We start from the raw sequence: 20,580 nt of genomic DNA, 5'->3' as shown, positions 1-20,580 counted from the left end.
CGCTTGATCCTATTGATTTTGGAATGTCTTGAACGATTTTGGGCTTTTGCCAATGCGCTTTGATGACCTCGGCCTGGCACCTGATCTGCTGCGCGCGATTGCCGACCAGGGCTACGCCGAGCCGACACCGATTCAGGCACAGGCGATACCGATCGTTCTCGCCGGCCAGGACTTGATGGGCGGCGCCCAGACGGGTACCGGCAAGACTGCCGCCTTCACCCTGCCTCTCCTGCAGCGCATCCTTCCCTTCGCCAGCGCCAGCCTGTCGCCCGCCCGCCATCCGGTACGCGTGCTGATGCTGGCGCCGACTCGCGAACTCGCCATCCAGGTCCATGAGTCTGTCAGGGGCTACAGCAAGTACGTTCCCTTGCGTAGCGCGTGCGTTTATGGCGGCGTCGACATCAAGCCGCAGATTGCCGAGATCCGACTCGGCGTCGAAGTGCTGGTCGCGACGCCCGGCCGACTGCTCGACTTGATCGAACAGAGATGCCTCAACTTCGGCAGCGTCCAGGCACTCGTCCTCGACGAAGCGGATCGCATGCTGGACATGGGCTTCATCCCCGACGTAACGCGCATCATCAACCTGCTGCCGCAGCAGCGCCAGAGCCTGCTCTTCTCGGCGACTTTCTCTGAAGAGATCAAGAAGCTGGCGGACCGGATGCTCAAATCACCGGTGCTGATCGAGGTCGCCAGGCGCAACACGGTGTCCGAGACGATCACCCACCGCGTGCACCCGGTGGCCGCCGAAGCCAAGCGCGCGCTACTCGTCAAACTCTTGAGATCGTCGGATTTCAACCAGGTATTGGTCTTCACCCGCACCAAGATCGAAACCAACAAGCTCGCGCGCGAGTTGCAGCGGGCCGGAATCGCCGCCGATTCGATTCATGGCGACAAGAGCCAGCAGGAGCGTCTGAAGGCACTCGAAGCCTTCAAGGATGGCTCGGTGCTGGTGCTGGTGGCCACCGACGTCGCGGCGCGCGGACTCGATATCGACGAGTTGCCGCACGTGATCAATTTCGAGTTGCCGCGGACACCGGAGGACTATATCCACCGCATCGGCCGTACCGGTCGTGCCGGCAAGCCAGGCACGGCGGTTTCTCTGGTCTCGGCCAGCGAAGTCCCCTATCTGGTCGACATCGAGAAGCTGATCAGGATTCAGGTCGAGCAGATCGTCGTCCCGGGCTTCGAGCCGGAAGACGACTACACCTACCCGCCCGGTGGCGAACGCCGTCGCCGGCAGCCGGCGGCAGCCTCGGCACCGCCGGCGCCCCTGGCGACGGCCCGCAGCGAGCGAACGCAGTTCCGCGCCGAGCAGCGGGAGGCGGCAAGCCGGCCTGGCATCTCCCGGCGGCCCCACCATATCGCCGCCGATGGTTTCGACTTCAGCAAGCCCTACGAAAGCGCCGACCCGCATCCTGCAGCCACACCGGCCGACGGCAACGCGGCGAAAGGAATTGCCCGCGTCGAACAGCCGCACAAACCTCGCCGCCCGCTGGCGGCGCTACTTGGCGGGCTGGGGCGGAAGTAGCCCGTCGTCGGCCGCAGACGCCGACACCTTCTCGGGAGCAGCGGTGTCAACCAGCTTGAGGATGGCCAGCGACATGTTGTCGCCATCTCCTTTGGCGAGCGCACGTGCACGGCCGATCAGCAACTCGGACGCTTCCCGTGCCGAAGCTGCCCCATCGATCGCCCATGCCAGTTCCTGGTCGGTGAAATAGCCCCAGAGGCCATCCGAGCAAAGGAGAAAGGTGTCGCCGCCACGCAGGCCTTCGGCCTCGCCAAAAGCAACCTTGGGCGTTTCAACGCCACCGAGCGAGGTCAGCAGAATGTTCCGGTTCGGATGTACAAGCGCCTGTTCCGGGGTGATCTTGCCCTGTACCACCAGTTGCGCGACGTAGGAATGATCGGTACTGCGAAAGATCAGGCTGTCGCCGCGAAAATGATAGAAGCGGCTGTCGCCACAATGCGCCCAACTGACCTTGCCCGGCTGCAGCAGCAGCATCACCACCGTGCTGTGTGGATCTTTCTCGTTTATGAAACGACACGCCTTGATCAGCATGTGCGCTTCATTGATGCTCGATTCCAGCAGCACGCGCGCCGACTCGCTGCGGGCGGAAAAGCGTTCGAGATTGTTGCGCGCCGTGTGAACTACCTGTTGAGCGGCAATTGTGCCGCCGGTATGCCCGCCCATGCCATCCGCCACCACCGCCAGCGCCACGCCGCCACCGCCGGGATGCGGCAGGATGGCCACGCGATCCTGTTGTTCGCGACGATCACCCAAATGCTGGGCAACGCAGGCATCAACTGAAATCGGCATTCTGGACTCTCTCGGCGGCTGATGCGTCACCGTCGACCGGACTGGCCGACGCACCACCGACGCGCAAGCTGGCAAAGGGGACGACGCATGATGGTTTAGAGGCTGGCCCGCCGAAGTTCGCTCGGGTGCGGCAAGTGACCACTACGATCCGGGTTGCGCTCGATATACACGCGGTGCGCAGCAACCACCAGGGCATGCACTTCTTCACCGCTCAGCGCCGGGAAATTATCACGCACGATGCGATACGCCAGATGCTCGAGCGAATGCCCTCCCCAGCCGTTCTCCGGATCAAAGAATGGCTCGATCATCACGAAGGCGTCGGCAAAAGCTGCGCGCAGGCCGAGATTCTGACGCCGCTCTGCGGCCGGCCAACCCGTGCGCTCAGTCTGTTCGTCCATTCCACCCCCGGTTTACACACCACCGACTTGTCTTCCCGGCGAGCGTCGAAGGCGCATCGCCTGACCCCACCAGTCGTCATCGCCAGCTTGGCGGTGAATTCTATCGCTTTCGGCGCCTCACATGTTGAAGACATCGCCGGCCGGCCCCTCGCACCACAGATAGCCATCGTCATCCATCCTGCCCAGATCGCCGGTCAGGCCCCAACCATCGCCGACGAACTTCGCGGCAGTGGCTGCGGGATTCCGCCAGTAGCCGAGCATCATCACCGGATCATCTTCCCCGTTGCACCGACGATGCACGGCGACCTGGCCGACCTCGCCGGGCGGCAGGACGGTACCCTGGTGATCGACCACCGCAACGCGGTGCCCCGGGAACGGCCTGCCGATGGCGCCCGGCTTCGCCGGCCAGCGCCCAGCGCTGTGACCCACAACGGCATTCATCTCGATTCGTCCGAACGTTTCGCTGATTCCCACGTTCAGCTTCTCCCGGACCCAGCAGCGCACAAGCGCGTCCGCGCGCGGCCCACCGGCGCTGGTCAGCGTACGCAGGTCGAGATCGTGGATGGTCGCGGGCTCAGGCACCTCCATCATCATCGCCTGCAACGCCGTTGGCGCCAGGAAGGTATTGCGCACACCGTACTTCTCGATCAGCGCAAGCGCCTTAGCCGCGTCGAAAGGTCCGGTGTAGGCCAGCAAGGGCTCGCCGAAGTGCCAGGTCGGCAGCAGCGCACCCCACAACCCGGCGCTCGACGCCCAGTCCGCCGGCGACCAGAACAGGTCGTCCGGTTGCGGGAAGAAGTCGTGTGTGCAGGCATAGCCACTGAGGTTGCCAAGCAATGTACGGTGCGCCATCAGCGCGCCCGCTGGCTCTTCGCTCGCGGCGTCACCGTAGAGGATCATCGCCGGAGCCTCGGCGGCGGTGAGCACGGGCGTGTAGCGCGGCGAAGCGTGTTCCAGCACTTCTGCCCAAACCTTGACGCCCTTGCCGGCAGCTCGACCGACACCGATGACGTGTCGCAGTTTCGACAGGCGGTCGCGCAGCGACAGCAGCTTCGGCAAGCTTGCCGCATCGACGATGGCGACATGCGCGCCTGAGTGCGCGAGCCGATAGGCGAGCGCGCTGGACCCGAAGCGAAGCGACAAGGGCACCGACAGCGCACCCATCTGGTAAATGGCGACGTGCGCAATCGCCGCCTCCGGGCATTGCGGCAAGAGAATTGCCACCCTGTCGCCGGGCAGCGTCCCCAGCGCCGCCAGCACGTTCGACAGGCGATTCGCTGCGCGCTGAATGTCCCAGAAAGTATGGGCCGAAGTGAAACCGCTCTCGTCCTCGTAGTAGAGAGCAAAGCGGCTGCGCTCGCCGGCCCAGCGACCGCACACGTCGACGCCGATGTTGAAGTGCTCGGGGACTTGCCAGCGGAAGTTCCGGCAGAGATCCTCGTAAGTGCCGGCCTGGTTGTCGATGTGCATGGCTCGCCCGCTCCGCTTGTCTGCCGTTCGCCGCTCAGGCACTCAGGCGCTCGTCGATCAGTTCTATCCAGTGCCGCACCGGTGTCTTGCTGCCGCTTTGCAGATGCGTCTGGCAGCCGATGTTGGCAGTCACCAGGAGCGCCGGCGACCCGGCAGCCATTGCCGCCAGCTTGTTGTCGCGCAACTGCGTGGCCAGCACTGGCTGGCTGATCGAATAGCTGCCGGCCGACCCGCAACACAGGTGCGCGTCAGGCACCGGCGTCAACCGATAGCCGGCAGCGGTCAGCAAGGTCTCGACAACCCCGCGGATCCTTTGCGCATGCTGGAGGGTGCAGGGCGAATGAAAGGCCACGCGCTCGCCGCCACCGTTGCCGGTCTGGCCGAACAACTCGTTCAGACGGCCCTGCTCGGCAGCCAGCACTTCACAAGCATCGCGGGTGATCGCGGATATCCGCGCCGCTTTCTCCGCGTAGGCCGGATCGTGCCTGAGCAGTTCGCCGTACACACGCACATGCTCGCCACACCCCGAGGCGGTCATCACGATGCCCTCGACACGCCCGCTCGCCACCTCCGGCCACCAGGCGTCGATTACCTGTCGCATGTCGTCGAGCGCCCTGGCTTGCGCATTGAGGTGGTAGCGCCAGGCGCCGCAGCAGGCGGCACCCGGCATCTCGATCAACTCGATGCCCAGGCGATCGAGAACGCGCGCCGTCGCGGCGTTGGTGTTCGGCGTCAAGGTCGGCTGCACGCAACCGGCGAGCGCGATCATTCGCCGCGTGTGACCACGGCCCCGAGGCCAGGGCCTGCCGGCGTCGGCCGCGGCCCTCGGCAACTTGTCGGCCAGCACCGCCGGCAACAGCGGCCGCATGAGTTGCCCCATGCGCACGGCCGGCTTGAAGATCCAGCCGCGCGGCACCGCCTCGCGGAGCAGAAAATGCGTTGCGCGTGCGGCCAGGGAACGCGGCACGCGCTCCTCGATCACCTCGCGCCCGATCTCGAGCAGCCGCTGATACCTGACTCCCGAAGGACAGGTCGTCTCGCACGAACGGCAACTGAGGCAGCGGTCGAGATGGAGCTGTGTTTTTTCCGTGACCGGCTGGCCTTCCAGCATCTGCTTGATCAGATAGATGCGGCCGCGCGGTCCGTCGAGCTCGTCACCGAGCAGCTGGAAGGTCGGACAAGTCGCGTTGCAGAAGCCACAGTGCACACAGCTACGCAGGATCGCGTCGGCCTCGCGCCCGGCAGGCGTGTTCGTGATGAAATCGGCGAGATTGGTTTGCATGGCCGGCGCCTTCTCAGAATTCCGGATACATACGACCGGCGTTGAAGACCCCCTGCGGATCGAACGCCCGTTTCAGATGCCGATGAATTCGCGCCAGCGGCGCCGTCAGCGGCTGAAAAACGCCGACCGACCGCTTCAGCGCCTGATCGCCGCGAAACAGCGTCGCGTGCCCACCCGCTTTGGCCGCAGCCGCTCGGATTCCCATCGGGTCGCCGCCGCGCAGCCAGCGTTGGGCACCACCCCATTCGATCAGCGTCGGCCCAAGTGCCTGCACCGACGTCGCCGATGGCAGAGACAGACGCCACAGTGGGGCATCGCCGGCGAAAAAGGAATGCCTCTGCTCGCGTAGCGAGTCCCAGAACGCCTCGCCTTCGGCGTCACCCAGCGCCTCGCCGGCGAGCTCTCGCTGCGCGGCAGCGACCGCCGCCGCGGCTCCCGAGAGGCGCAGAGTGAGTACGCCGTCATGCCACGCCGACGCCGAAATCGGCAGGGGCCGGCCACCCCACTGGTTGAGCCTGGCGAGCGCCGTCGCTTCGTCGAGCGCGAAACGCAGGCTTCTTTCGGCGACCGGCAACGGCAACACCTTCAGCGAAACCTCGAGCACGACGCCGAGCGTCCCCAGGCTGCCGGCCATCAGCCGCGCCACGTCGTAGCCAGCGACATTCTTCATCACCTGGCCGCCGAAGGAGAGCACCTCGCCGAGGCCGGTCAACACCTTGACACCCAGGACGAAGTCGCGAACGGCGCCCACCGCCTGTCGACGTGGCCCGGACAAGCCGGCAGCCAGCATGCCGCCGACGGTTGCCGCCGGCCCGAAATGTGGTGGCTCGAACGCCAGCCACTGGCCCTCCTCCGCCAGCGCCGCCGCCAGCTCGACCAGCGGCGTTCCGGCACGCGCGGTGACCACCAGTTCGGTCGGCTCGTAGGCGACGATGCCGCGGTATGCGCTGACGTCGAATGCCTCGCCCTGTTCGGGTCCTCCGTAGAACGCCTTGCTGGCTCCCCCGCGAATGGCCAGCGGACGGCCCGATCTGGCCGCCTCGGCAATCCGCCCAATCCAGTCGCCGATCAATGTATCCATCAGTACCTCGGCGCTGCCGGCGCGATGCCGCCGCGGGCCTGCGTGTACTCGCGACAGCGGGCGAGCGTCGGCACGCCCTTGCCAGGATTGAGCAGCCCATGCTCGTCGAAGGCTGCCTTGAGTCGATGAAAAGCGGCGATCTCGGCCTCGGTGAACTGCTCTGCCATCAGCATGATCTTCTCGATGCCCACCCCGTGCTCACCGGTGATCGTACCGCCGAAACGAACCGACAGTTCGAGGATCTCGGCACCGAAAGCCGCGGCGCGGTCGAGTTCCCCGGGCTGGTTGGCGTCGTACATGATCAGCGGGTGCAGATTCCCGTCGCCAGCGTGAAAGACATTGGCGCAACGCAGCCCGTACTTCGCGGACAAGCCGGCGATGGCCTGCAGCATCTCGGCCAGCCGCTTCCTCGGGATCGTCCCGTCCATGCACAGGTAGTCGGGAGTCATTCTCCCGACAGCCGGAAACGCCGCCTTGCGCCCGGCCCAGAAGCGCAGCCGCTCGCTTTCGTTCTGCGAAACACGAATCCCGGACGCTCCGCTGTTTTCGAGCACGGCCACCATCCGGCCGATTTCCTCGGCGACCTCTTCCGGCGTACCGTCCGACTCGCAGAGAAGGATCCCCTCGGCGTCCATGTCATACCCGGCATTGACATAGGGCTCGACGGCATGGATCGCTTTCCTGTCCATCATTTCGAGGCCGGCCGGAATGATGCCGGTGGCAATGATGCTGGCGACGGCATCGCCGGCCTTGCCAACGTCGGCGAAAGACGCGATCACCACCTGCGCCAGTTCCGGCTTCGGTGTCAGCCTGACGGTGACCTCGGTGATCATCGCCAGCAGGCCTTCGGAGCCGTTCACCAGCGCCAGCAGGTCGTAACCCGGCGCGTCGAGTGCCGCGTTGCCGAACTCGACGACTTCGCCTTCGATGGTCAGGCCGCGCACGCGCATTACGTTGTGTACCGTCAGACCGTACTTCAGGCAGTGCACCCCACCGGAGTTCTCGGCGACATTGCCGCCGATCGTGCAGGCGATCTGCGACGACGGATCCGGGGCATAGTAGAGGCCATGCGGTGCGGCGGCTTCCGACACCGCCAGGTTGCGCACCCCAGGCTCGACGACCGCGGTCCGCGACACGGGGTCGACACGCAATATTTTCTTGAGCTTGGCAAGCGACACCAGCACTCCGTCGGGATGCGGCATGGCACCACCCGAGAGACCGGTGGCAGCGCCGCGCGCCACTACCGGCGCCCGCAGTTCGTGACAGATCGCAAGGATCGCCTGCACCTGCGCCTCGTCCTCCGGCAGGGCGACGATCAGCGGCAACTGCCGGTAGGCCGTCAGGCCGTCGCAGTCATACGGCCGCATGTCTTCTTCCTCGACGAGCAGCGCCGGCGTCGGCAATACCTCGCGCAGACGCCTGATCAAACCCTGGCGGTCAACCGCGAAGCGACGATCGGCAACCGTACTCTGCAGGCTCATGGCGCATCCTCAAGCGGTAGGTCACTCCTGGCGAAGCCTACTATGAAACCAGCTTGCTGTAACGCTTCTCGCGCCGGCCCGAGCTTGCCCGCCGGATGGCCGGTGCCGGGCCCGGCGCGCGCCGCAGCAGGTGGCCGCCGCGGGCTGCCCAGGTGATGCGGGATGCCGGCGCGACGCCGTCCGGGCAGAATTCGTCGCCGATCGCTCACGCCGGGAGGTCCTTCGCCACGTCCGCCACCGCAGCCTGCAGCAGCGTCACGTCGGCGAGCGTCGTCCGCCAGTTGTCGAAGGCGGCGCGAATCGCCGACCGGCCGTTCCAGGCGGTGCCGGTGACAAAAGCACGGCCATCCTGCTGAATCGCACGTACCGCACGGCGATTCAGATCGTCGCTTGCGGCGTCGTCGAGGCCAGCGCGAACGACACGGAAGCAGACGATATTGAGCGGCGCCGGATTCATCAGTTCGACAGCCGGCGTCGCCTCGACCCAGCGGGCGAAAGCCGCGGCGTTGTCAACGCAGCGTTCGATCATGGTGCGATAGCCGGCCCGGCCAAAGGCCTTGAGCGCACACCAGGCGGCAAGCCCGCGGAAACGGCGCGACATTTCCGGCACGTGCGTGAACGGATCCCAGCCGCCATCGCTGCCGACGACATAGGCTCCACCGGCAGCGAAGGCTTCGCGCAGGATGCCCGCGTCACGCACGAAAGCGAAGCCACTGTCATAGGGAACGTTCAGCCACTTGTGAGCGTCCGCGGCGACCGAATCGGCACGTTCGATGCCACGGGTGAGCACGGCAAGCCGCGGCGAGGCGGCAGCGAAGAGGCCGAACGCACCGTCGACATGCAGCCAGGCGCCGCCCGGGTGGGCGTCCCGCAGGTCGGCGAGCGCCGAGAGGTCGTCGAAATGGCCAGTGTTCACCTCGCCGGCGTTGCCGACGATGATCACCGGCCCGGCAATCTCCTTCAACAGCGCGGCCAGCGCGGCAATGTCCACCGGGCCGCCCGGAGCGCGCGCCCGGCGCACCTGATTGCGGCCGAAGCCGAGCGTCCCGAGGCACTTGACGGCACTCAGGTGGATCTCGGTGCTGGCGACGACGACGATCGGCGGCTGTCCCGCCAGACCATCGCCGGCGGCGTCGAACCCGAGCCGCCGGCCGGCCCACTGGCGCGCCGAAATCAGCCCGACGAGGTTGGCCATGGTGGCACCGCTGGTCAGTGCGCCGGCCCACTGCTCCGGCAAGCCAAACAACTCCTTGAGCCAGCGCAGGACAACGAGCTCGGTCTGCGCCGCCGCCGGGCTGCTGGCCCACAACCCGGCGTTCTGGTCGATCGCCGAGGCAAGCCAGTCGCCGGCCAGCGCTGCCGGGGTGACGCCGCCGGTGACGAAACCGAAGAAGCGCGGCCCGGGCGAAGCGGTGATGCCGCGTTCGGCGCGGCCGAACCACTCGTCGACCACGCCGGCGGGGTCACTGCCGGCTTCCGGCAGTGCTTCATCGAGTGCCGCCGCCATTTCCTCCGGCGCGGGGACGTGGCTGACCGAGCGACCGGGAAGCGACGACAGAAAGGCGGTGGCCAGCGCGTGCGCACGCTGCAAAGCGCCTTCGCTTGCCGCCACAGCGGCTGGGTCGTGGTTGGCTGTCTTCATGCTCGAGGCTCCTTGGAAAGTGGCCGGGAAGGCACGCGTGCCCCGTATGAGCCCGCACAGCCGGCGGCGGCCGGGAGAGTGTCGCAGTTCGGCGAAAGCAAAGTCAATGGCCGATCGTGTTGCGGGTGCGGCATCGCGATGGCAGCACTGCGCCGCGACGACGCCGGGGAGACACCCGCGGACGGTGATGCGCAGCCGCTCAGTCGCGGCCCAGCCGTTCGTACTCCGAGATCACCTGCGCTCCGAAAAGGAGCAGCGTCGCGGCGATCTCCATGCTGAACATGGCTACCACCGCCGTCGCCAGCGGGCCGTATACCAGACTGGCTTTCGACAGGCTGCTGAAGAACCACACGAGAACCTGACGAATCACTTCCCAGATGAGCGTCGCCGTGCAGCCGCCGAACAGAGCGTGGCGCAGACGCACCTTGCCGACCGGCATGATCCGATAGATCGCCGTGAGGATCCCGATTTCGGCGCTCAGTCCCAGCAGGTAAAGGAGGTTGCCGGCGACGCCGCGTAGCGACCAGTCGCGGCCGAGAAAGCGGACGCTTTCCTGGGCTACGGCCTCAAGGGCTACCGAGGCGATGGTGACGCCGAGCAGCGCCACGCCAAGCAACAGGACGAAGCAGTAAGGCAGCACCGCCGAAGTGAGAAAGTGGCGCCGTTCGGCCGCTGCGCGGTGAGCGAAGATCACGGTCATCGCCTTCTCGAGCACCGAGAAGGCGAGCGAGCTGAAGAACAGCATCGTCACCAGCAGCACGGCGCCAACCGCCGCACGCTGCTCCATGAATTTCGAGACCTCGGCCAGGAACGCCCGTGACTGGCTGGGTACCACCCATTCCAGGTAGCGCCCGAGCGTGGCGAGCAGTTCCGCCTGGTCGACCAGGTGCGAGAGAGCAACCACCGAAAGGATCAGCAGCGGCACCACCGAAAGGAGCGCGTAATACGCGATCGCGGCGGCCAGCAGCAAGCCCTGATTCCCATTGAAGCTCCTCAGCGTCCGCAGGGCAAAGGCCGCCGGGTGCTTGAGCACTTGTTGGGTGGAGGGACTTGGGACGCGCATGCTGGACCATGAACAAGGGGTCGCCAACCGGCGAGAACCGCTAAGCTGGCGACGCGCCTACGAGTATGCCTGAGTAGCGGCCGTTCGGGCAGGATCTCGGCGACCGGGCGTGCAGCCACGCCACGCACAGCCCGCGACTGATCGAGCCTCGGGCAGCAATGGGCACAGCCGCGCTGCCTGCGCTACACTCGACGGCCCAGCATCAGGAGAGGCGCATGGACGACGGAGATCTGGAGATTCTCGAACGTGAAGTCTGCTACCAGGGCTTCTACCGATTGGAGCGCCTGCGGCTGCGCCACCGCCTGTTCGCCGGCGGCATGAGTCCGCCGATCGTGCGCGAGGCGGTCGAGAAGGGCGACGTCGCGGCGGTCCTGCTCTACGACCCGCAACGCGACGAGGTGGTGATGATCGAGCAGTTTCGCATCGGCGCTCGCGACGATCCGCGCGGCCCCTGGCTCCTGGAAATCGTCGCCGGCCTGATCGAGCCCGGCGAAACGCCGGAGCAGGTCGCACGCCGCGAGGCCAGCGAGGAAGCCGGCTGCACCGTGCAGGAAGTTCTGCCGATCAGCAGCTTCTACACCAGCCCGGGGAAGACGTCACAGCGCACCCACCTCTACCTCGGGCGAGTAGACAGTACGCACGCCGGCGGCATCCACGGCCTGGCGCACGAAGGCGAGGATATCCGCGTCGTCTGCCTCGCTGCCGAACAGGCCATCGCGCTGGCCGAGCAAGGGCGAACCGACTCCGCCTGGCCCCTGATCGCCCTGCTGTGGTTCGCCCGGCAGCACGCGGCGATACGCAAGCTCTGGCTGAGCAGCGACGGCGGCAAGACTACGGCTTCGACTGACTGAGCGAGGCCGCTCGCGCTGTGGATGATTTTGCCTGGCCGGCGGCTCGTCCTTACCGCGAGTTCTGGAGGGGCTGGCGGCGAACGGGAAGCGGCGAAGCCGGCGCTTCGACGCTCAGTTGAGATCGATGGCGTGTCGCTTCAGATCGTCGAGGCCGACGATCAGCAGCGAGGCCTCGTTGGTGGAATTGAGGACGACACGGGGCGCCATGCCGGCTTGCAGCGCTTCGCGCCAGCGTGCCGCGCACAGGCACCAGCGGTCGCCGGGCTGCAGCCCGGGGAACCCGAACTCCGGCCGCGGCGTCGACAAGTCATTGCCGCGTGCCTTCGAAAAGGCCAGGAACTCGGCCGTCATCACGACGCAGACGGTGTGACTGCCGACATCCTCATCGCTGGTGTTGCAACAGCCATCGCGAAAGAACCCGGTCATCGGCCGCTCGCTACAGGCGCCGAGCAAGCCACCGAGAACGTTGCGCTGGCTGCCGCCGGTATCGTCGGGCTTCATGCGCGTTCATCGATCCAGGCTTGCTGGATCGCCTCGAGTATCTTCTCGCCGCAGTGCCGCGAATCGTCTTCGAAATCGGGCAGGGCAAGAACCCAGTTCATCAGGTCAACGAAGTTGATGCGCAGCGGGTCGACCTCGGGATGGGCTTCCGAGAGCTCGACCGCGAGGTCGTTGATGTCGGTCCATTTCATCGCTTTCCCTCCTTGGCCATGTTTATCGAGTAGCGAGGGATCTCGATCACCAGTGGCGTGTCATTGACGATCGCCTGGCACGACAGGCGCGAGTTCGGCTCGAGGCCCCAGGCCTTGTCGAGCAGGTCGTCCTCGACCTCGTCGGACGCGTCGAGCGCGCCGAACCCCTCACGCACGATGACATGACAGGTGGTGCAGGCACACGACATCTCGCAGGCGTGTTCGATGGCGATGCCGTTCTCGAGGAGATTCTGACAGACCGACTCACCCGGACGGGCATCGATCAGAGCGCCGTCCGGACAGAGTTCGACGTGCGGCAGAACGACGATCTGTGTCATGCCACTTCTCCCGTTCTGGCGACGGCGGCTTGGCTGTCCAGTTCGCTGATGTTGCGACCGGCAAGGGCGCGCCGGATCGACTTGTCCATGCGGCGTGCGGCAAACTCCTTGGTTTCGGCTTCGAGGTCGTCCATGGCGAGCACGATCTGCCGGCGGTTTTCGGCCAGCGACGCACTTTGCAGCCTGACGATGCCGCCCTCCACCCGCGCCAGCTCGTCGGCAGCGAGCAACTCGCTGTCCGCCTTGAGCGCCGAGCGTACCGCCTCGATCAGCCTCTGCGCTTCGACCTGGGACTCCTTGAGTGCACGTCGCAACGCATCGTCCTTGACATGTGTCAGCGAGTCCTTGAGGAGCCCGGCAATCTCGTCGTCCGTCAAGCCGTACGACGGCTTGACGACGATGCTCGCCTCGACTCCCGACGCCAGCTCGCGGGCGGCGACCGCCAGCAGACCGTCAGCGTCCACCTGAAAGGTGACACGAATGCGCGGCGCCCCGGCGACCATGGGTGGAATGCCGCGCAGCTCGAAGCGTGCGAGCGACCGGCAGTCGCTCACCAGCTCGCGCTCACCCTGCACGACGTGGACGGCGAGCGCGGTCTGGCCGTCGCGGAAGGTGGTGAATTCCTGCGCGCGCGCCGTCGGGATCGTCGAGTTGCGTGGAATGATCCTTTCGACCAGACCCCCCATCGTCTCGAGGCCGAGCGACAGCGGAATGACGTCGAGCAAGAGCCAGTCGTCGCCGGCAGCGCGATTACCGGCCAGCAGGTTGGCCTGTGTCGCGGCGCCGATGGCAACGACCTTGTCAGGGTCGAGATTGTTGAGCGGTTCCTGCCTGAAGAACTCGCCGACCGCACGCTGCACCTGCGGCATTCGCGTCGCACCGCCAACCATGACCACGCCCTTGACCTCGGCCACCGACAACCCGGCGTCGCGCAATGCCTTCTTGACCGGCTGAATGGTCTTGGCGACCAGCGTCTGCGTGATCTCGGCGAAGGTTTCGGTAGTCAGCGTCAGATCGACGACCTCGCCGCTGTTCAGCCTCGCCGTAACCGGTGCCGCACCGTGGAAGGTGAGGTACTCCTTGGCTTCCCGCGCGCGCGTCAGGAGCATGCTCGCATCCTCGACCGACAACGGCTTCAGTCTGGCCGCTTCGAGAATCCAGCAAAAAATCCGCTGGTCGAAGTCGTCACCACCGAGCGCCGAATCGCCACCAGTGGCAAGCACTTCGAAAATGCCGCGCGCGAGTTTGAGAATCGAGATGTCGAACGTACCGCCGCCAAGGTCGTACACGGCGTAGACACCTTCGGCCGCGTTGTCGAGGCCGTAGGCAATCGCCGCCGCGGTCGGCTCGTTGAGCAGGCGCAGAACGGGGAGACCGGCCAGCCGTGCTGCGTCCTTCGTTGCCTGACGCTGGGCGTCGTCAAAGTAGGCGGGCACGGTGATCACCGCCCCGACCAGTTGCCCGCCCAGCGCGGTCTCCGCCCGCACGCGCAGAGCGCGCAGGATCTCGGCCGAGACCTCGACCGGGCTCTTCAACCCGGCCGCAGTGTGCAGGCGCAACATTCCCCCACCATCCTGAAAGACGTACGGGAGAGCCTCGCGATGGGCGATGTCGGCAAGCCCGCGCCCCATGAAACGCTTGACCGAGGCAATCGTGTTCCGCGGGTCGACCGCCTGCCCAGCCTGTGCCTCGTAACCGACCTCGGTAGCGCCATCGCCACGATAGCGGACGACCGAGGGCAGCAGGGGGCGGCCGAGATCGTCGCTGAGGACGACAGCCAGCCCGCTGCGCACGGTTGCCACCAGCGAGTTGGTCGTCCCGAGGTCGATGCCGACGGCCAGCCGGTGCTGGTGCGGCGCTGCCGACTCGCCGGGTTCCGCTATCTGTAAGAGTGCCATGAAGAAGTCCTGGTGCTGGTTACTCGGTTCTTTCGACGGGCGCCCGACCTATTCCTCGCACTCCGCCATCGCATCGTCGATGTCGGCCAGTAGCTTGTCGAAAAACATCATCCGCCGCACACGATCGGCCGCCAGATCAAGATCGTGCCGATCGTCGAGCAGCACCGCGAGTTCGTCGTAGCGATCGAGCATCTCGCGTTTCAGGCGATGGTGCAGATGCTCGAGTTCGTGCTGCTCGCCCGCGGCGCGCGCCTCCTCGACAGCCTCTCGCCATTCCATCTGGTCGACGAGAAAATCGGCCGGCATCAGCGCGTTGTTGTCACTGCCGATGTCGTGCGCGGCCAGGTGCAGGAGGTACTGGGCGCGCGCCAGAGGCTGCTTGAGGGTCTGGTAGGCCTCGTTGACCCGCGTTGCCCATTGCAGCGACAAGCGCCGATCCGCCTCGCCGGCGCGTGCGAAGCGGTCTGGATGGACCTGCGACTGCATCTCCAGGTAGCGCCGATCGAGCAGCACAGCATCCACCCGGAATTCCCGCGGCAGCCCGAGCAGGGAAAAGTGATCGGTGTTGAAATCCATTGTCTGATGACCGCCTGCCACCTGCCGCCGGAAGGCCCTCAGGCCACCTTGCGGGTTGATCGTCGCGGCGCCGGTGGCGCCCCCCGGTCACACGTTGAAGCTCTCGCCGCAGCCGCAGGCGTCCTTGACGTTCGGATTGTTGAACCGAAAACCCTCGTTGAGGCCTTCGCGGGCATAATCGAGCTCCGTGCCGTCGAGATAGGGCAGGCTCTTGGCATCGACCAGCACCCGCACGCCGTGCGACTCGAACTCGATATCATCGGGGTGAGACACATCGGCAAACTCGAGCTTGTAAGCCATTCCCGAGCAACCGCTCGTGCGCACGCCCAGGCGCAACCCGATCCCCTTGCCGCGCTTGACCATGTAGTTGGCGACGTGGCTCGCGGCCCGCTCAGAAAGCGTCACTGCCATACATAACCTCCTGCTGTGAATACCGTTTGCTGCTGGTGGGTGATCGATGTCACACGCTCTCGGCGTGCTTCTTCCGGTAGTCGGCGACGGCAGCCTTGATCGCATCTTCCGCGAGTATCGAGCAGTGGATCTTGACCGGCGGCAAAGCCAGTTCGTCGGCGATCTGGGTGTTCTTGATGTCCAGTGCCTGATCGATGGTCTTTCCCTTGACCCACTCGGTGACCAGCGAAGACGACGCAATCGCCGAACCACAGCCGTAGGTCTTGAATTTGGCATCTTCGATGACGCCTCCCTTGCCGACCTTGATCTGCAGCTTCATTACATCGCCACAGGCGGGCGCACCGACCATACCGGTCGCCACACCCTCCTCTTCCTTGCCGAACGACCCGACGTTGCGGGGATTCTCGTAGTGATCCAAGACCTTCACACTGTATGACATGTTGTTTCTCCTTCAATACTTCATCAATGAGCGGCCCACTGGACCGTACTCAGATCCACGCCTTCCTGGACCATTTCCCACAGCGGCGAAAGCTCGCGCAGCCTGCCGATCTTCTCGTGCAGCAGCCTGATCGCGTAGTCGATCTCTTCCTCGGTCGTGAAGCGCCCGAGCGTGAAGCGGATCGAGCTGTGCGCCAACTCGTCCTCGCGACCAAGCGCCCGCAACACGTAGGACGGCTCGAGCGAGGCCGAGGTGCAGGCCGATCCGGACGACACGGCGAGGTCCTTGATCGCCATCAGCAGCGACTCGCCTTCGACATAGGCAAAGCTGATGTTCAGGTTGTGCGGGACCCGCTGCTCCAGGTCGCCATTCACATAGACCTCATCGATGTCCGAAAGTCCCTTGAGCAATCGATCACGCAGCATGCGGATACGCTCGCTCTCGGCGCCCATCTCCAGGCGCGCCAGGCGAAAGGCCTCGCCCATGCCGACGATCTGGTGCGTCGGCAGCGTGCCGGAACGAAAGCCGCGCTCGTGTCCCCCGCCATGCAGCTGTGCAGTAAGGCGCACGCGCGGTTTGCGGCGTACGTACAAGGCGCCGATGCCCTTCGGGCCGTAGGTTTTGTGCGCCGAAAAGCTCATCACGTCCACTTTCAGCGCCTCCAGATCGATCACCACCTTGCCGGTCGCCTGGGCGGCGTCGACATGGAAGATGACCCCGCGCGCGCGGCAGATCTCGCCGATTTCGGCGATCGGCTGGATGACGCCGATCTCGTTGTTGACGAACATCACCGACGCCAGAATCGTGTCCGGCCGCAGGACCGCCTTGAAGACTTCGAGATCGAGCAGGCCATTGTCACGCACATCGAGGTAGGTGACTTCGAAACCCTGGCGCTCGAGTTCGCGGCAGGTATCGAGGATGGCCTTGTGCTCGGTCTTCACCGTTACCACGTGCTTGCCCTTGCCGGAATAGAACTGTGCCGCCCCCTTGAGCGCGAGGTTGTTGGACTCGGTGGCACCTGAGGTCCAGACGATCTCCTTCGGGTCGGCGTTGACCAGCTTGGCCACCTCTTCGCGTGCTTCCTCCACGGCCGCCTCTGCTTCCCAGCCGAAGGAGTGCGAACGCGAGGCGGGATTGCCGAACTTCTCGAAGAGGTAAGGAATCATCTTCTCCGCGACGCGCGGATCAACCGGTGTGGTTGCCGAATAATCGAGATAGATGGGCAGTTTCAGCATTGCTCTTGCTCCGAGTTGTACAGGTTGTCCATGTTGTGCGGTTTGTTCATCTCGCTGTCGCTCAACCCTTCAGACGGACATCGCCGTCAAGTGCTGCAGCCTGGCCACGGTCGCCTGCAGCGTGCACAGGAAACCGTCGATCTGTTCCTGCGTGTTGTCGCCGCCGAGACTGACGCGCACCGCGCCGCGTGCCAGCTCCGGCGACACGCCCATGGCGCGCAACACATGCGACGGTTCCGGGTTGGCGCTCGAACAGGCAGCGCCACTGGCAACCGCATAGCCCGCACGATCGAGCTTTCCGACCAGCGTTTCGCCGTCAAGTTCGGGAAATGCAAAATACACCGTGTTCGGGAGCCGCTCGGCAGCCTGGCCAAAGATCGTCGCGCCGCAGGCGAGCAGGCCGCACTCGAGTTGTCGGCGCAAGCCCAGCAGACGCCGGGCGAGATCCGCCCGCCGGCCGACGGCCAGTTCGCAGGCCAGGCCAAAGCCGACAATCGCGGCGACGTTCTCTGTACCCGAGCGCAAGCCACGTTCGTGGCCACCCCCGGCAATCAGCGGTTCGACGTCGACACGCTTGTCGAGAACCAGTGCCGCCGCACCCTTCGGGCCGCCAAGTTTGTGTGCCGACAGGGTCAGCGCTTGCACGCCGGCCGCATTCAGACGGCGAAAATCGACGGCCACCTTGCCGATCGCCTGGACAGCATCGGTGTGGAAGCAGGCGCCGACGCTGCGCGCCCGCTCGGCCAGCCGCTCGATATCCTGCAGGACGCCGGTCTCGTTGTTGGCCAGCATTACCGAAACGATCTTCGGCTTCTGCGCCATCACCGCCTCGAAACGCCCCGGATCAACCCGACCGAGACTGTCAACGGCCAGTTCCTGGACCACCCAGCCACGCCGGACCAACTGCTGGCCCGGCCTGATCACGCACGGGTGTTCGATAGCACTCACCGCCAGCAGGCCTGGTTTCAGGCAAGCGGCCGCGCCCTTGATCAGCAGGTTGTTGGCCTCCGAGCCCCCGCTGGTAAACACGACTTCCGTTGAATGCGCGCCCACCGCCGCAGCGACCTGGCTGCGCGCCTCGTCAACCGCCCGCCGCGCTGCACGGCCGTACTCGTGCCGACTCGAGGCGTTGCCGAAGCGGGTCGCCAGCCAGGGCAGCATCGCCTCGACAACGGCCGGGTCGGCCGGCGTCGTGGCATTGTGGTCGAGATAGACGGGCGCAAACATGGTCGACTACCGATACTCAGCTGCTGAGGGACATGACCTTGGCACGGGGTCGCGAACCGACTCGCCGCCGCGCATCATGCAGCACGGATACGTTGCCACCCTGACGCTGCAGTTGCTGATCGACGAGCTCGTTCAGAGTCACCGAACTCAGGTAATCGAACATCTTCTCGTTGAGTGTCGTCCACAATTCATGAGTCATACAGCGCTCATCGTCATGGCAGTTTTCGCGCCCGCCGCACTGCGTCGCATCGAGAGGCTCATCGACGGCGCGAATGATATCGGTCACGGTCATCTGGCTGGTCGGCCGCGCCAGACAGTAGCCACCTCCCGGGCCACGCACGCTGTCGACAAGACCGTAACGCCGCAGCTTGCCGAACAACTGTTCCAGATAGGAAAGCGAGATCTTCTGCCGCTCGCTGATCCCTGCCAGAGTCACTGGCCCCTCGCTGCAGCGCAACGCCAGATCAATCATCGCCGTCACCGCAAACCGTCCTTTTGTTGTCAGTCTCATGTCGTCTCCACTTTTAATAGTTGATCGGGTTAGTACAGTATAGTGACCCATCGCAGATTAGTCAACTATTTTACTCAGGTATTGCGGGTCGAACTGGTCGGCTTTCGCCAACTCCGCTTCGACAGGAACACCAGCGTCCTCGAGTTTCCTGAGCAGCAACTCGAGGCGCCGATCAGTCTCGACCGCGTGGTCGAGAAGTCCATGGATCGCCTTGGCCAGCGGATCGTCCTGATCGCCGGCCAGTGCATAGGCCGAGAAGCCCAGCTGCCCAGCCATTTCCTCACGCTTGCGGGCCTGCTCGTCGTCGATGATGCGTGCCCGATTACCGACCGCGGTCGCTCCCGCCGGCACATCCTTGACGACCACGGCGTTCGAACCAACCTTCGCCGCGGCCCCAATGGTGATCGGTCCGAGCACCTTGGCGCCGGCCCCGATGACGACGCCGTTCGCGAGCGTCGGGTGGCGCCTGCCGGTGTTCCACGAGGTGCCCCCGAGCGTAACGCCATGATAGAGAGTGACGTCATCGCCGATCACCGCCGTCTCGCCGATCACGACACCCATGCCGTGATCAATGAACAGACGGCGCCCCACCGTCGCTCCCGGATGGATCTCGATGCCTGTGAGGAAACGGGTCAGATGCGAGACGAGGCGGCCAAACCAGCGCAGGCGGTGAGTCCACAACCAGTGTGCGCAGCGGTGCCCGATCATGGCATGCACCCCGGGGTAACAGGTCAGCACCTCCCAGGAGGTACGGGCGGCAGGGTCACGATCGAATACGGATTGGATGTCTTCGCGCACGCGGCTGAACATGGTTCGGGAAGTCCTTTGGCAGGTAGGGCCATTCTATAATACCCTACTGTTTAAGTCCACTATCTTGCATTGCCGGACCCACTCCGCCCCGGGCCGGCCAGCTTGCGCTCGACGGCGTCGAGCAGCCCGCGCAGGATGTTGATCTCGTCGCTTTCAAGTTCAGTTCGTCCAAACAGGCGCCGCAACTTCGGGAGCAGCCGGCGCGGCCGCTCCGGGTCGAGGAAGTCGCTCGCCACCATCACGCGTTCAAGATGCGCGTAGAAACGCTCGACGTCCTGATGCACCGCCGGCGGCGACGCAAAAGGCATCGTCCGCGTCACCACCGGTGGGCTGCCGGCGAAAGCGGCGAGGCGCAGTTCATAGCACAGCAACTGCACGGCCGCCGCGAGGTTGAGCGAGGTATATCCAGGATCGGCGGGAATGAAGACCGTTTGCCGGCAGCGCTGCACCTCGGCGTTCGACAGACCGGCAGTCTCGTTGCCAAACAGCAACGCCACCTCGCCGGCCCCTGCTCTGGCGACAAGGTCGACCGCTGCCTGACGCGCCGGCAGCGCCGGCGGTCCGAGATTGCGGTGCCGTGCCGACACGGCGCAGACCCAGACGGTGTCGGCGAGCGCCGCATCGAGCGTCGTACACACCTGCGCCTGCCCCAGGATGTCGTCGGCGCCGGCGGCACGGGCCACCGCCTCGTCGTCGGGAAAACGTTTCGGATTGACCAGCACCAGACGCGACACGCCCATCGTCTTCATTGCCCGCGCCGCCGCGCCGATATTGCCCGGGTGACTGGTGTGCGAGAGAACTATCCGGATGCGCTCGAGCGGCACACCGGAAGAAGGAGACCTGGCAGGCCTGTTCATA

General features: G+C 65.4%; 22 protein-coding genes. 2 read left to right on the top strand and 20 right to left on the bottom strand.

Going from position 1 to position 20,580, the window contains the following annotated elements; translation table 11 throughout:
• Positions 1–52: 52 nt before the first annotated feature.
• Positions 53–1,528, top strand: coding sequence for a DEAD/DEAH box helicase (locus CAP2UW1_RS10130; RefSeq protein WP_015766531.1), 1,476 nt, complete (start codon positions 53–55; stop codon positions 1,526–1,528).
• Here the strand turns inward: CAP2UW1_RS10130 and CAP2UW1_RS10125 are convergent.
• From CAP2UW1_RS10125 to CAP2UW1_RS10090, 8 genes are all read right to left on the bottom strand, one after another.
• Positions 1,502–2,317 carry a PP2C family protein-serine/threonine phosphatase gene (locus tag CAP2UW1_RS10125; RefSeq protein WP_015766530.1) on the bottom strand — a complete coding sequence of 272 codons (816 nt, stop codon included), beginning with the start codon at positions 2,315–2,317 and terminating at the stop codon, positions 1,502–1,504. The genes CAP2UW1_RS10130 and CAP2UW1_RS10125 overlap by 27 nt on opposite strands.
• Positions 2,318–2,412: 95 nt before the next feature.
• A complete protein-coding gene (locus CAP2UW1_RS10120) occupies positions 2,413–2,715 on the bottom strand; it encodes a hypothetical protein (RefSeq protein ID WP_015766529.1) in 303 nt (100 codons plus the stop codon).
• A gap of 117 nt (positions 2,716–2,832) precedes the next feature.
• Complete coding sequence (locus CAP2UW1_RS10115; RefSeq protein ID WP_015766528.1) at positions 2,833–4,185, bottom strand: AMP-binding protein; 1,353 nt, start codon at positions 4,183–4,185, stop codon at positions 2,833–2,835.
• A 34-nt stretch (positions 4,186–4,219) separates the two neighbouring features.
• The gene (glcF, locus tag CAP2UW1_RS10110; RefSeq protein ID WP_015766527.1) at positions 4,220–5,467 is read right to left on the bottom strand and encodes a glycolate oxidase subunit GlcF; all 1,248 of its coding nucleotides are present in this window, start codon (positions 5,465–5,467) and stop codon (positions 4,220–4,222) included.
• Positions 5,468–5,480: 13 nt separating this feature from the next.
• Complete coding sequence (gene glcE / locus CAP2UW1_RS10105; RefSeq protein WP_015766526.1) at positions 5,481–6,548, bottom strand: glycolate oxidase subunit GlcE; 1,068 nt, start codon at positions 6,546–6,548, stop codon at positions 5,481–5,483.
• On the bottom strand, positions 6,548–8,029 hold the full coding sequence (locus CAP2UW1_RS10100; RefSeq protein WP_015766525.1) for an FAD-linked oxidase C-terminal domain-containing protein: 1,482 nt from the start codon (positions 8,027–8,029) through the stop codon (positions 6,548–6,550). Before CAP2UW1_RS10100 ends, glcE begins: the two co-directional genes overlap by 1 nt.
• 205 nt (positions 8,030–8,234) lie before the next feature.
• Positions 8,235–9,671 carry a pyridoxal phosphate-dependent decarboxylase family protein gene (locus tag CAP2UW1_RS10095; RefSeq protein ID WP_015766524.1) on the bottom strand — a complete coding sequence of 479 codons (1,437 nt, stop codon included), beginning with the start codon at positions 9,669–9,671 and terminating at the stop codon, positions 8,235–8,237.
• Positions 9,672–9,870: 199 nt separating this feature from the next.
• On the bottom strand, positions 9,871–10,734 hold the full coding sequence (locus CAP2UW1_RS10090; RefSeq protein WP_015766523.1) for a YihY/virulence factor BrkB family protein: 864 nt from the start codon (positions 10,732–10,734) through the stop codon (positions 9,871–9,873).
• 215 nt (positions 10,735–10,949) lie between these two features.
• Between CAP2UW1_RS10090 and CAP2UW1_RS10085 the strand changes: the two genes are divergently transcribed.
• Entirely contained in the window at positions 10,950–11,585 is a 636-nt protein-coding gene (locus CAP2UW1_RS10085) for an NUDIX domain-containing protein (RefSeq protein ID WP_015766522.1), read from the top strand.
• A gap of 111 nt (positions 11,586–11,696) precedes the next feature.
• Here CAP2UW1_RS10085 and CAP2UW1_RS10080 read toward each other — a convergent pair whose 3' ends face one another.
• From CAP2UW1_RS10080 to CAP2UW1_RS10025, 12 genes are all read right to left on the bottom strand, one after another.
• The gene (locus CAP2UW1_RS10080) at positions 11,697–12,086 is read right to left on the bottom strand and encodes a DUF2237 family protein (protein ID WP_015766521.1); all 390 of its coding nucleotides are present in this window, start codon (positions 12,084–12,086) and stop codon (positions 11,697–11,699) included.
• Positions 12,083–12,277 (bottom strand): Fe-S cluster assembly protein IscX, encoded by a 195-nt coding sequence (gene iscX / locus CAP2UW1_RS10075; RefSeq protein WP_015766520.1) that lies wholly within the window; start codon positions 12,275–12,277, stop codon positions 12,083–12,085. Before iscX ends, CAP2UW1_RS10080 begins: the two co-directional genes overlap by 4 nt.
• The gene (fdx, locus tag CAP2UW1_RS10070) at positions 12,274–12,615 is read right to left on the bottom strand and encodes an ISC system 2Fe-2S type ferredoxin (protein ID WP_015766519.1); all 342 of its coding nucleotides are present in this window, start codon (positions 12,613–12,615) and stop codon (positions 12,274–12,276) included. Before fdx ends, iscX begins: the two co-directional genes overlap by 4 nt.
• Positions 12,612–14,513 carry a Fe-S protein assembly chaperone HscA gene (hscA, locus tag CAP2UW1_RS10065; protein WP_015766518.1) on the bottom strand — a complete coding sequence of 634 codons (1,902 nt, stop codon included), beginning with the start codon at positions 14,511–14,513 and terminating at the stop codon, positions 12,612–12,614. The genes fdx and hscA overlap by 4 nt, the downstream gene beginning before the upstream one ends.
• A gap of 48 nt (positions 14,514–14,561) precedes the next feature.
• Positions 14,562–15,089 carry a Fe-S protein assembly co-chaperone HscB gene (gene hscB / locus CAP2UW1_RS10060; protein WP_015766517.1) on the bottom strand — a complete coding sequence of 176 codons (528 nt, stop codon included), beginning with the start codon at positions 15,087–15,089 and terminating at the stop codon, positions 14,562–14,564.
• Between the two features lie 87 nt (positions 15,090–15,176).
• Positions 15,177–15,500 (bottom strand): iron-sulfur cluster assembly protein IscA, encoded by a 324-nt coding sequence (gene iscA, locus CAP2UW1_RS10055; RefSeq protein WP_015766516.1) that lies wholly within the window; start codon positions 15,498–15,500, stop codon positions 15,177–15,179.
• Between the two features lie 49 nt (positions 15,501–15,549).
• On the bottom strand, positions 15,550–15,939 hold the full coding sequence (gene iscU / locus CAP2UW1_RS10050; RefSeq protein ID WP_015766515.1) for a Fe-S cluster assembly scaffold IscU: 390 nt from the start codon (positions 15,937–15,939) through the stop codon (positions 15,550–15,552).
• Positions 15,940–15,962: 23 nt separating this feature from the next.
• Positions 15,963–17,174, bottom strand: coding sequence for an IscS subfamily cysteine desulfurase (locus tag CAP2UW1_RS10045; protein ID WP_015766514.1), 1,212 nt, complete (start codon positions 17,172–17,174; stop codon positions 15,963–15,965).
• A gap of 69 nt (positions 17,175–17,243) precedes the next feature.
• Positions 17,244–18,401 (bottom strand): cysteine desulfurase family protein, encoded by a 1,158-nt coding sequence (locus CAP2UW1_RS10040; RefSeq protein ID WP_015766513.1) that lies wholly within the window; start codon positions 18,399–18,401, stop codon positions 17,244–17,246.
• 16 nt (positions 18,402–18,417) lie between these two features.
• Entirely contained in the window at positions 18,418–18,912 is a 495-nt protein-coding gene (gene iscR, locus CAP2UW1_RS10035) for a Fe-S cluster assembly transcriptional regulator IscR (RefSeq protein ID WP_015766512.1), read from the bottom strand.
• A 57-nt stretch (positions 18,913–18,969) separates the two neighbouring features.
• Positions 18,970–19,722 (bottom strand): serine O-acetyltransferase, encoded by a 753-nt coding sequence (gene cysE / locus CAP2UW1_RS10030; protein WP_015766511.1) that lies wholly within the window; start codon positions 19,720–19,722, stop codon positions 18,970–18,972.
• Positions 19,723–19,781: 59 nt separating this feature from the next.
• Positions 19,782–20,579 (bottom strand): RNA methyltransferase, encoded by a 798-nt coding sequence (locus tag CAP2UW1_RS10025; RefSeq protein WP_015766510.1) that lies wholly within the window; start codon positions 20,577–20,579, stop codon positions 19,782–19,784.
• Between the last annotated feature and the right edge of the window lies 1 nt (position 20,580).

Source organism: Candidatus Accumulibacter phosphatis, assembly GCF_000024165.1.
Classification (GTDB): domain Bacteria; phylum Pseudomonadota; class Gammaproteobacteria; order Burkholderiales; family Rhodocyclaceae; genus Accumulibacter; species Accumulibacter phosphatis.
The sequence above is the reverse complement of the archived record's forward strand: the minus strand, read 5'-3'. Positions and strand labels throughout refer to the sequence as shown.

Excerpts from the sequence above, each read along its gene's own strand:
- CAP2UW1_RS10130 (WP_015766531.1), top strand. The coding sequence starts at position 53 with ATGCGCTTTGATGACCTCGGCCTGGCACCTGATCTGCTGCGCGCGATT.
- CAP2UW1_RS10125 (WP_015766530.1), bottom strand. The coding sequence starts at position 2,317 with ATGCCGATTTCAGTTGATGCCTGCGTTGCCCAGCATTTGGGTGATCGT.
- CAP2UW1_RS10120 (WP_015766529.1), bottom strand. The coding sequence starts at position 2,715 with ATGGACGAACAGACTGAGCGCACGGGTTGGCCGGCCGCAGAGCGGCGT.
- CAP2UW1_RS10115 (WP_015766528.1), bottom strand. The coding sequence starts at position 4,185 with ATGCACATCGACAACCAGGCCGGCACTTACGAGGATCTCTGCCGGAAC.
- glcF (WP_015766527.1), bottom strand. The coding sequence starts at position 5,467 with ATGCAAACCAATCTCGCCGATTTCATCACGAACACGCCTGCCGGGCGC.
- glcE (WP_015766526.1), bottom strand. The coding sequence starts at position 6,548 with ATGGATACATTGATCGGCGACTGGATTGGGCGGATTGCCGAGGCGGCC.
- CAP2UW1_RS10100 (WP_015766525.1), bottom strand. The coding sequence starts at position 8,029 with ATGAGCCTGCAGAGTACGGTTGCCGATCGTCGCTTCGCGGTTGACCGC.
- CAP2UW1_RS10095 (WP_015766524.1), bottom strand. The coding sequence starts at position 9,671 with ATGAAGACAGCCAACCACGACCCAGCCGCTGTGGCGGCAAGCGAAGGC.
- CAP2UW1_RS10090 (WP_015766523.1), bottom strand. The coding sequence starts at position 10,734 with ATGCGCGTCCCAAGTCCCTCCACCCAACAAGTGCTCAAGCACCCGGCG.
- CAP2UW1_RS10085 (WP_015766522.1), top strand. The coding sequence starts at position 10,950 with ATGGACGACGGAGATCTGGAGATTCTCGAACGTGAAGTCTGCTACCAG.
- CAP2UW1_RS10080 (WP_015766521.1), bottom strand. The coding sequence starts at position 12,086 with ATGAAGCCCGACGATACCGGCGGCAGCCAGCGCAACGTTCTCGGTGGC.
- iscX (WP_015766520.1), bottom strand. The coding sequence starts at position 12,277 with ATGAAATGGACCGACATCAACGACCTCGCGGTCGAGCTCTCGGAAGCC.
- fdx (WP_015766519.1), bottom strand. The coding sequence starts at position 12,615 with ATGACACAGATCGTCGTTCTGCCGCACGTCGAACTCTGTCCGGACGGC.
- hscA (WP_015766518.1), bottom strand. The coding sequence starts at position 14,513 with ATGGCACTCTTACAGATAGCGGAACCCGGCGAGTCGGCAGCGCCGCAC.
- hscB (WP_015766517.1), bottom strand. The coding sequence starts at position 15,089 with ATGGATTTCAACACCGATCACTTTTCCCTGCTCGGGCTGCCGCGGGAA.
- iscA (WP_015766516.1), bottom strand. The coding sequence starts at position 15,500 with ATGGCAGTGACGCTTTCTGAGCGGGCCGCGAGCCACGTCGCCAACTAC.
- iscU (WP_015766515.1), bottom strand. The coding sequence starts at position 15,939 with ATGTCATACAGTGTGAAGGTCTTGGATCACTACGAGAATCCCCGCAAC.
- CAP2UW1_RS10045 (WP_015766514.1), bottom strand. The coding sequence starts at position 17,174 with ATGCTGAAACTGCCCATCTATCTCGATTATTCGGCAACCACACCGGTT.
- CAP2UW1_RS10040 (WP_015766513.1), bottom strand. The coding sequence starts at position 18,401 with ATGTTTGCGCCCGTCTATCTCGACCACAATGCCACGACGCCGGCCGAC.
- iscR (WP_015766512.1), bottom strand. The coding sequence starts at position 18,912 with ATGAGACTGACAACAAAAGGACGGTTTGCGGTGACGGCGATGATTGAT.
- cysE (WP_015766511.1), bottom strand. The coding sequence starts at position 19,722 with ATGTTCAGCCGCGTGCGCGAAGACATCCAATCCGTATTCGATCGTGAC.
- CAP2UW1_RS10025 (WP_015766510.1), bottom strand. The coding sequence starts at position 20,579 with ATGAACAGGCCTGCCAGGTCTCCTTCTTCCGGTGTGCCGCTCGAGCGC.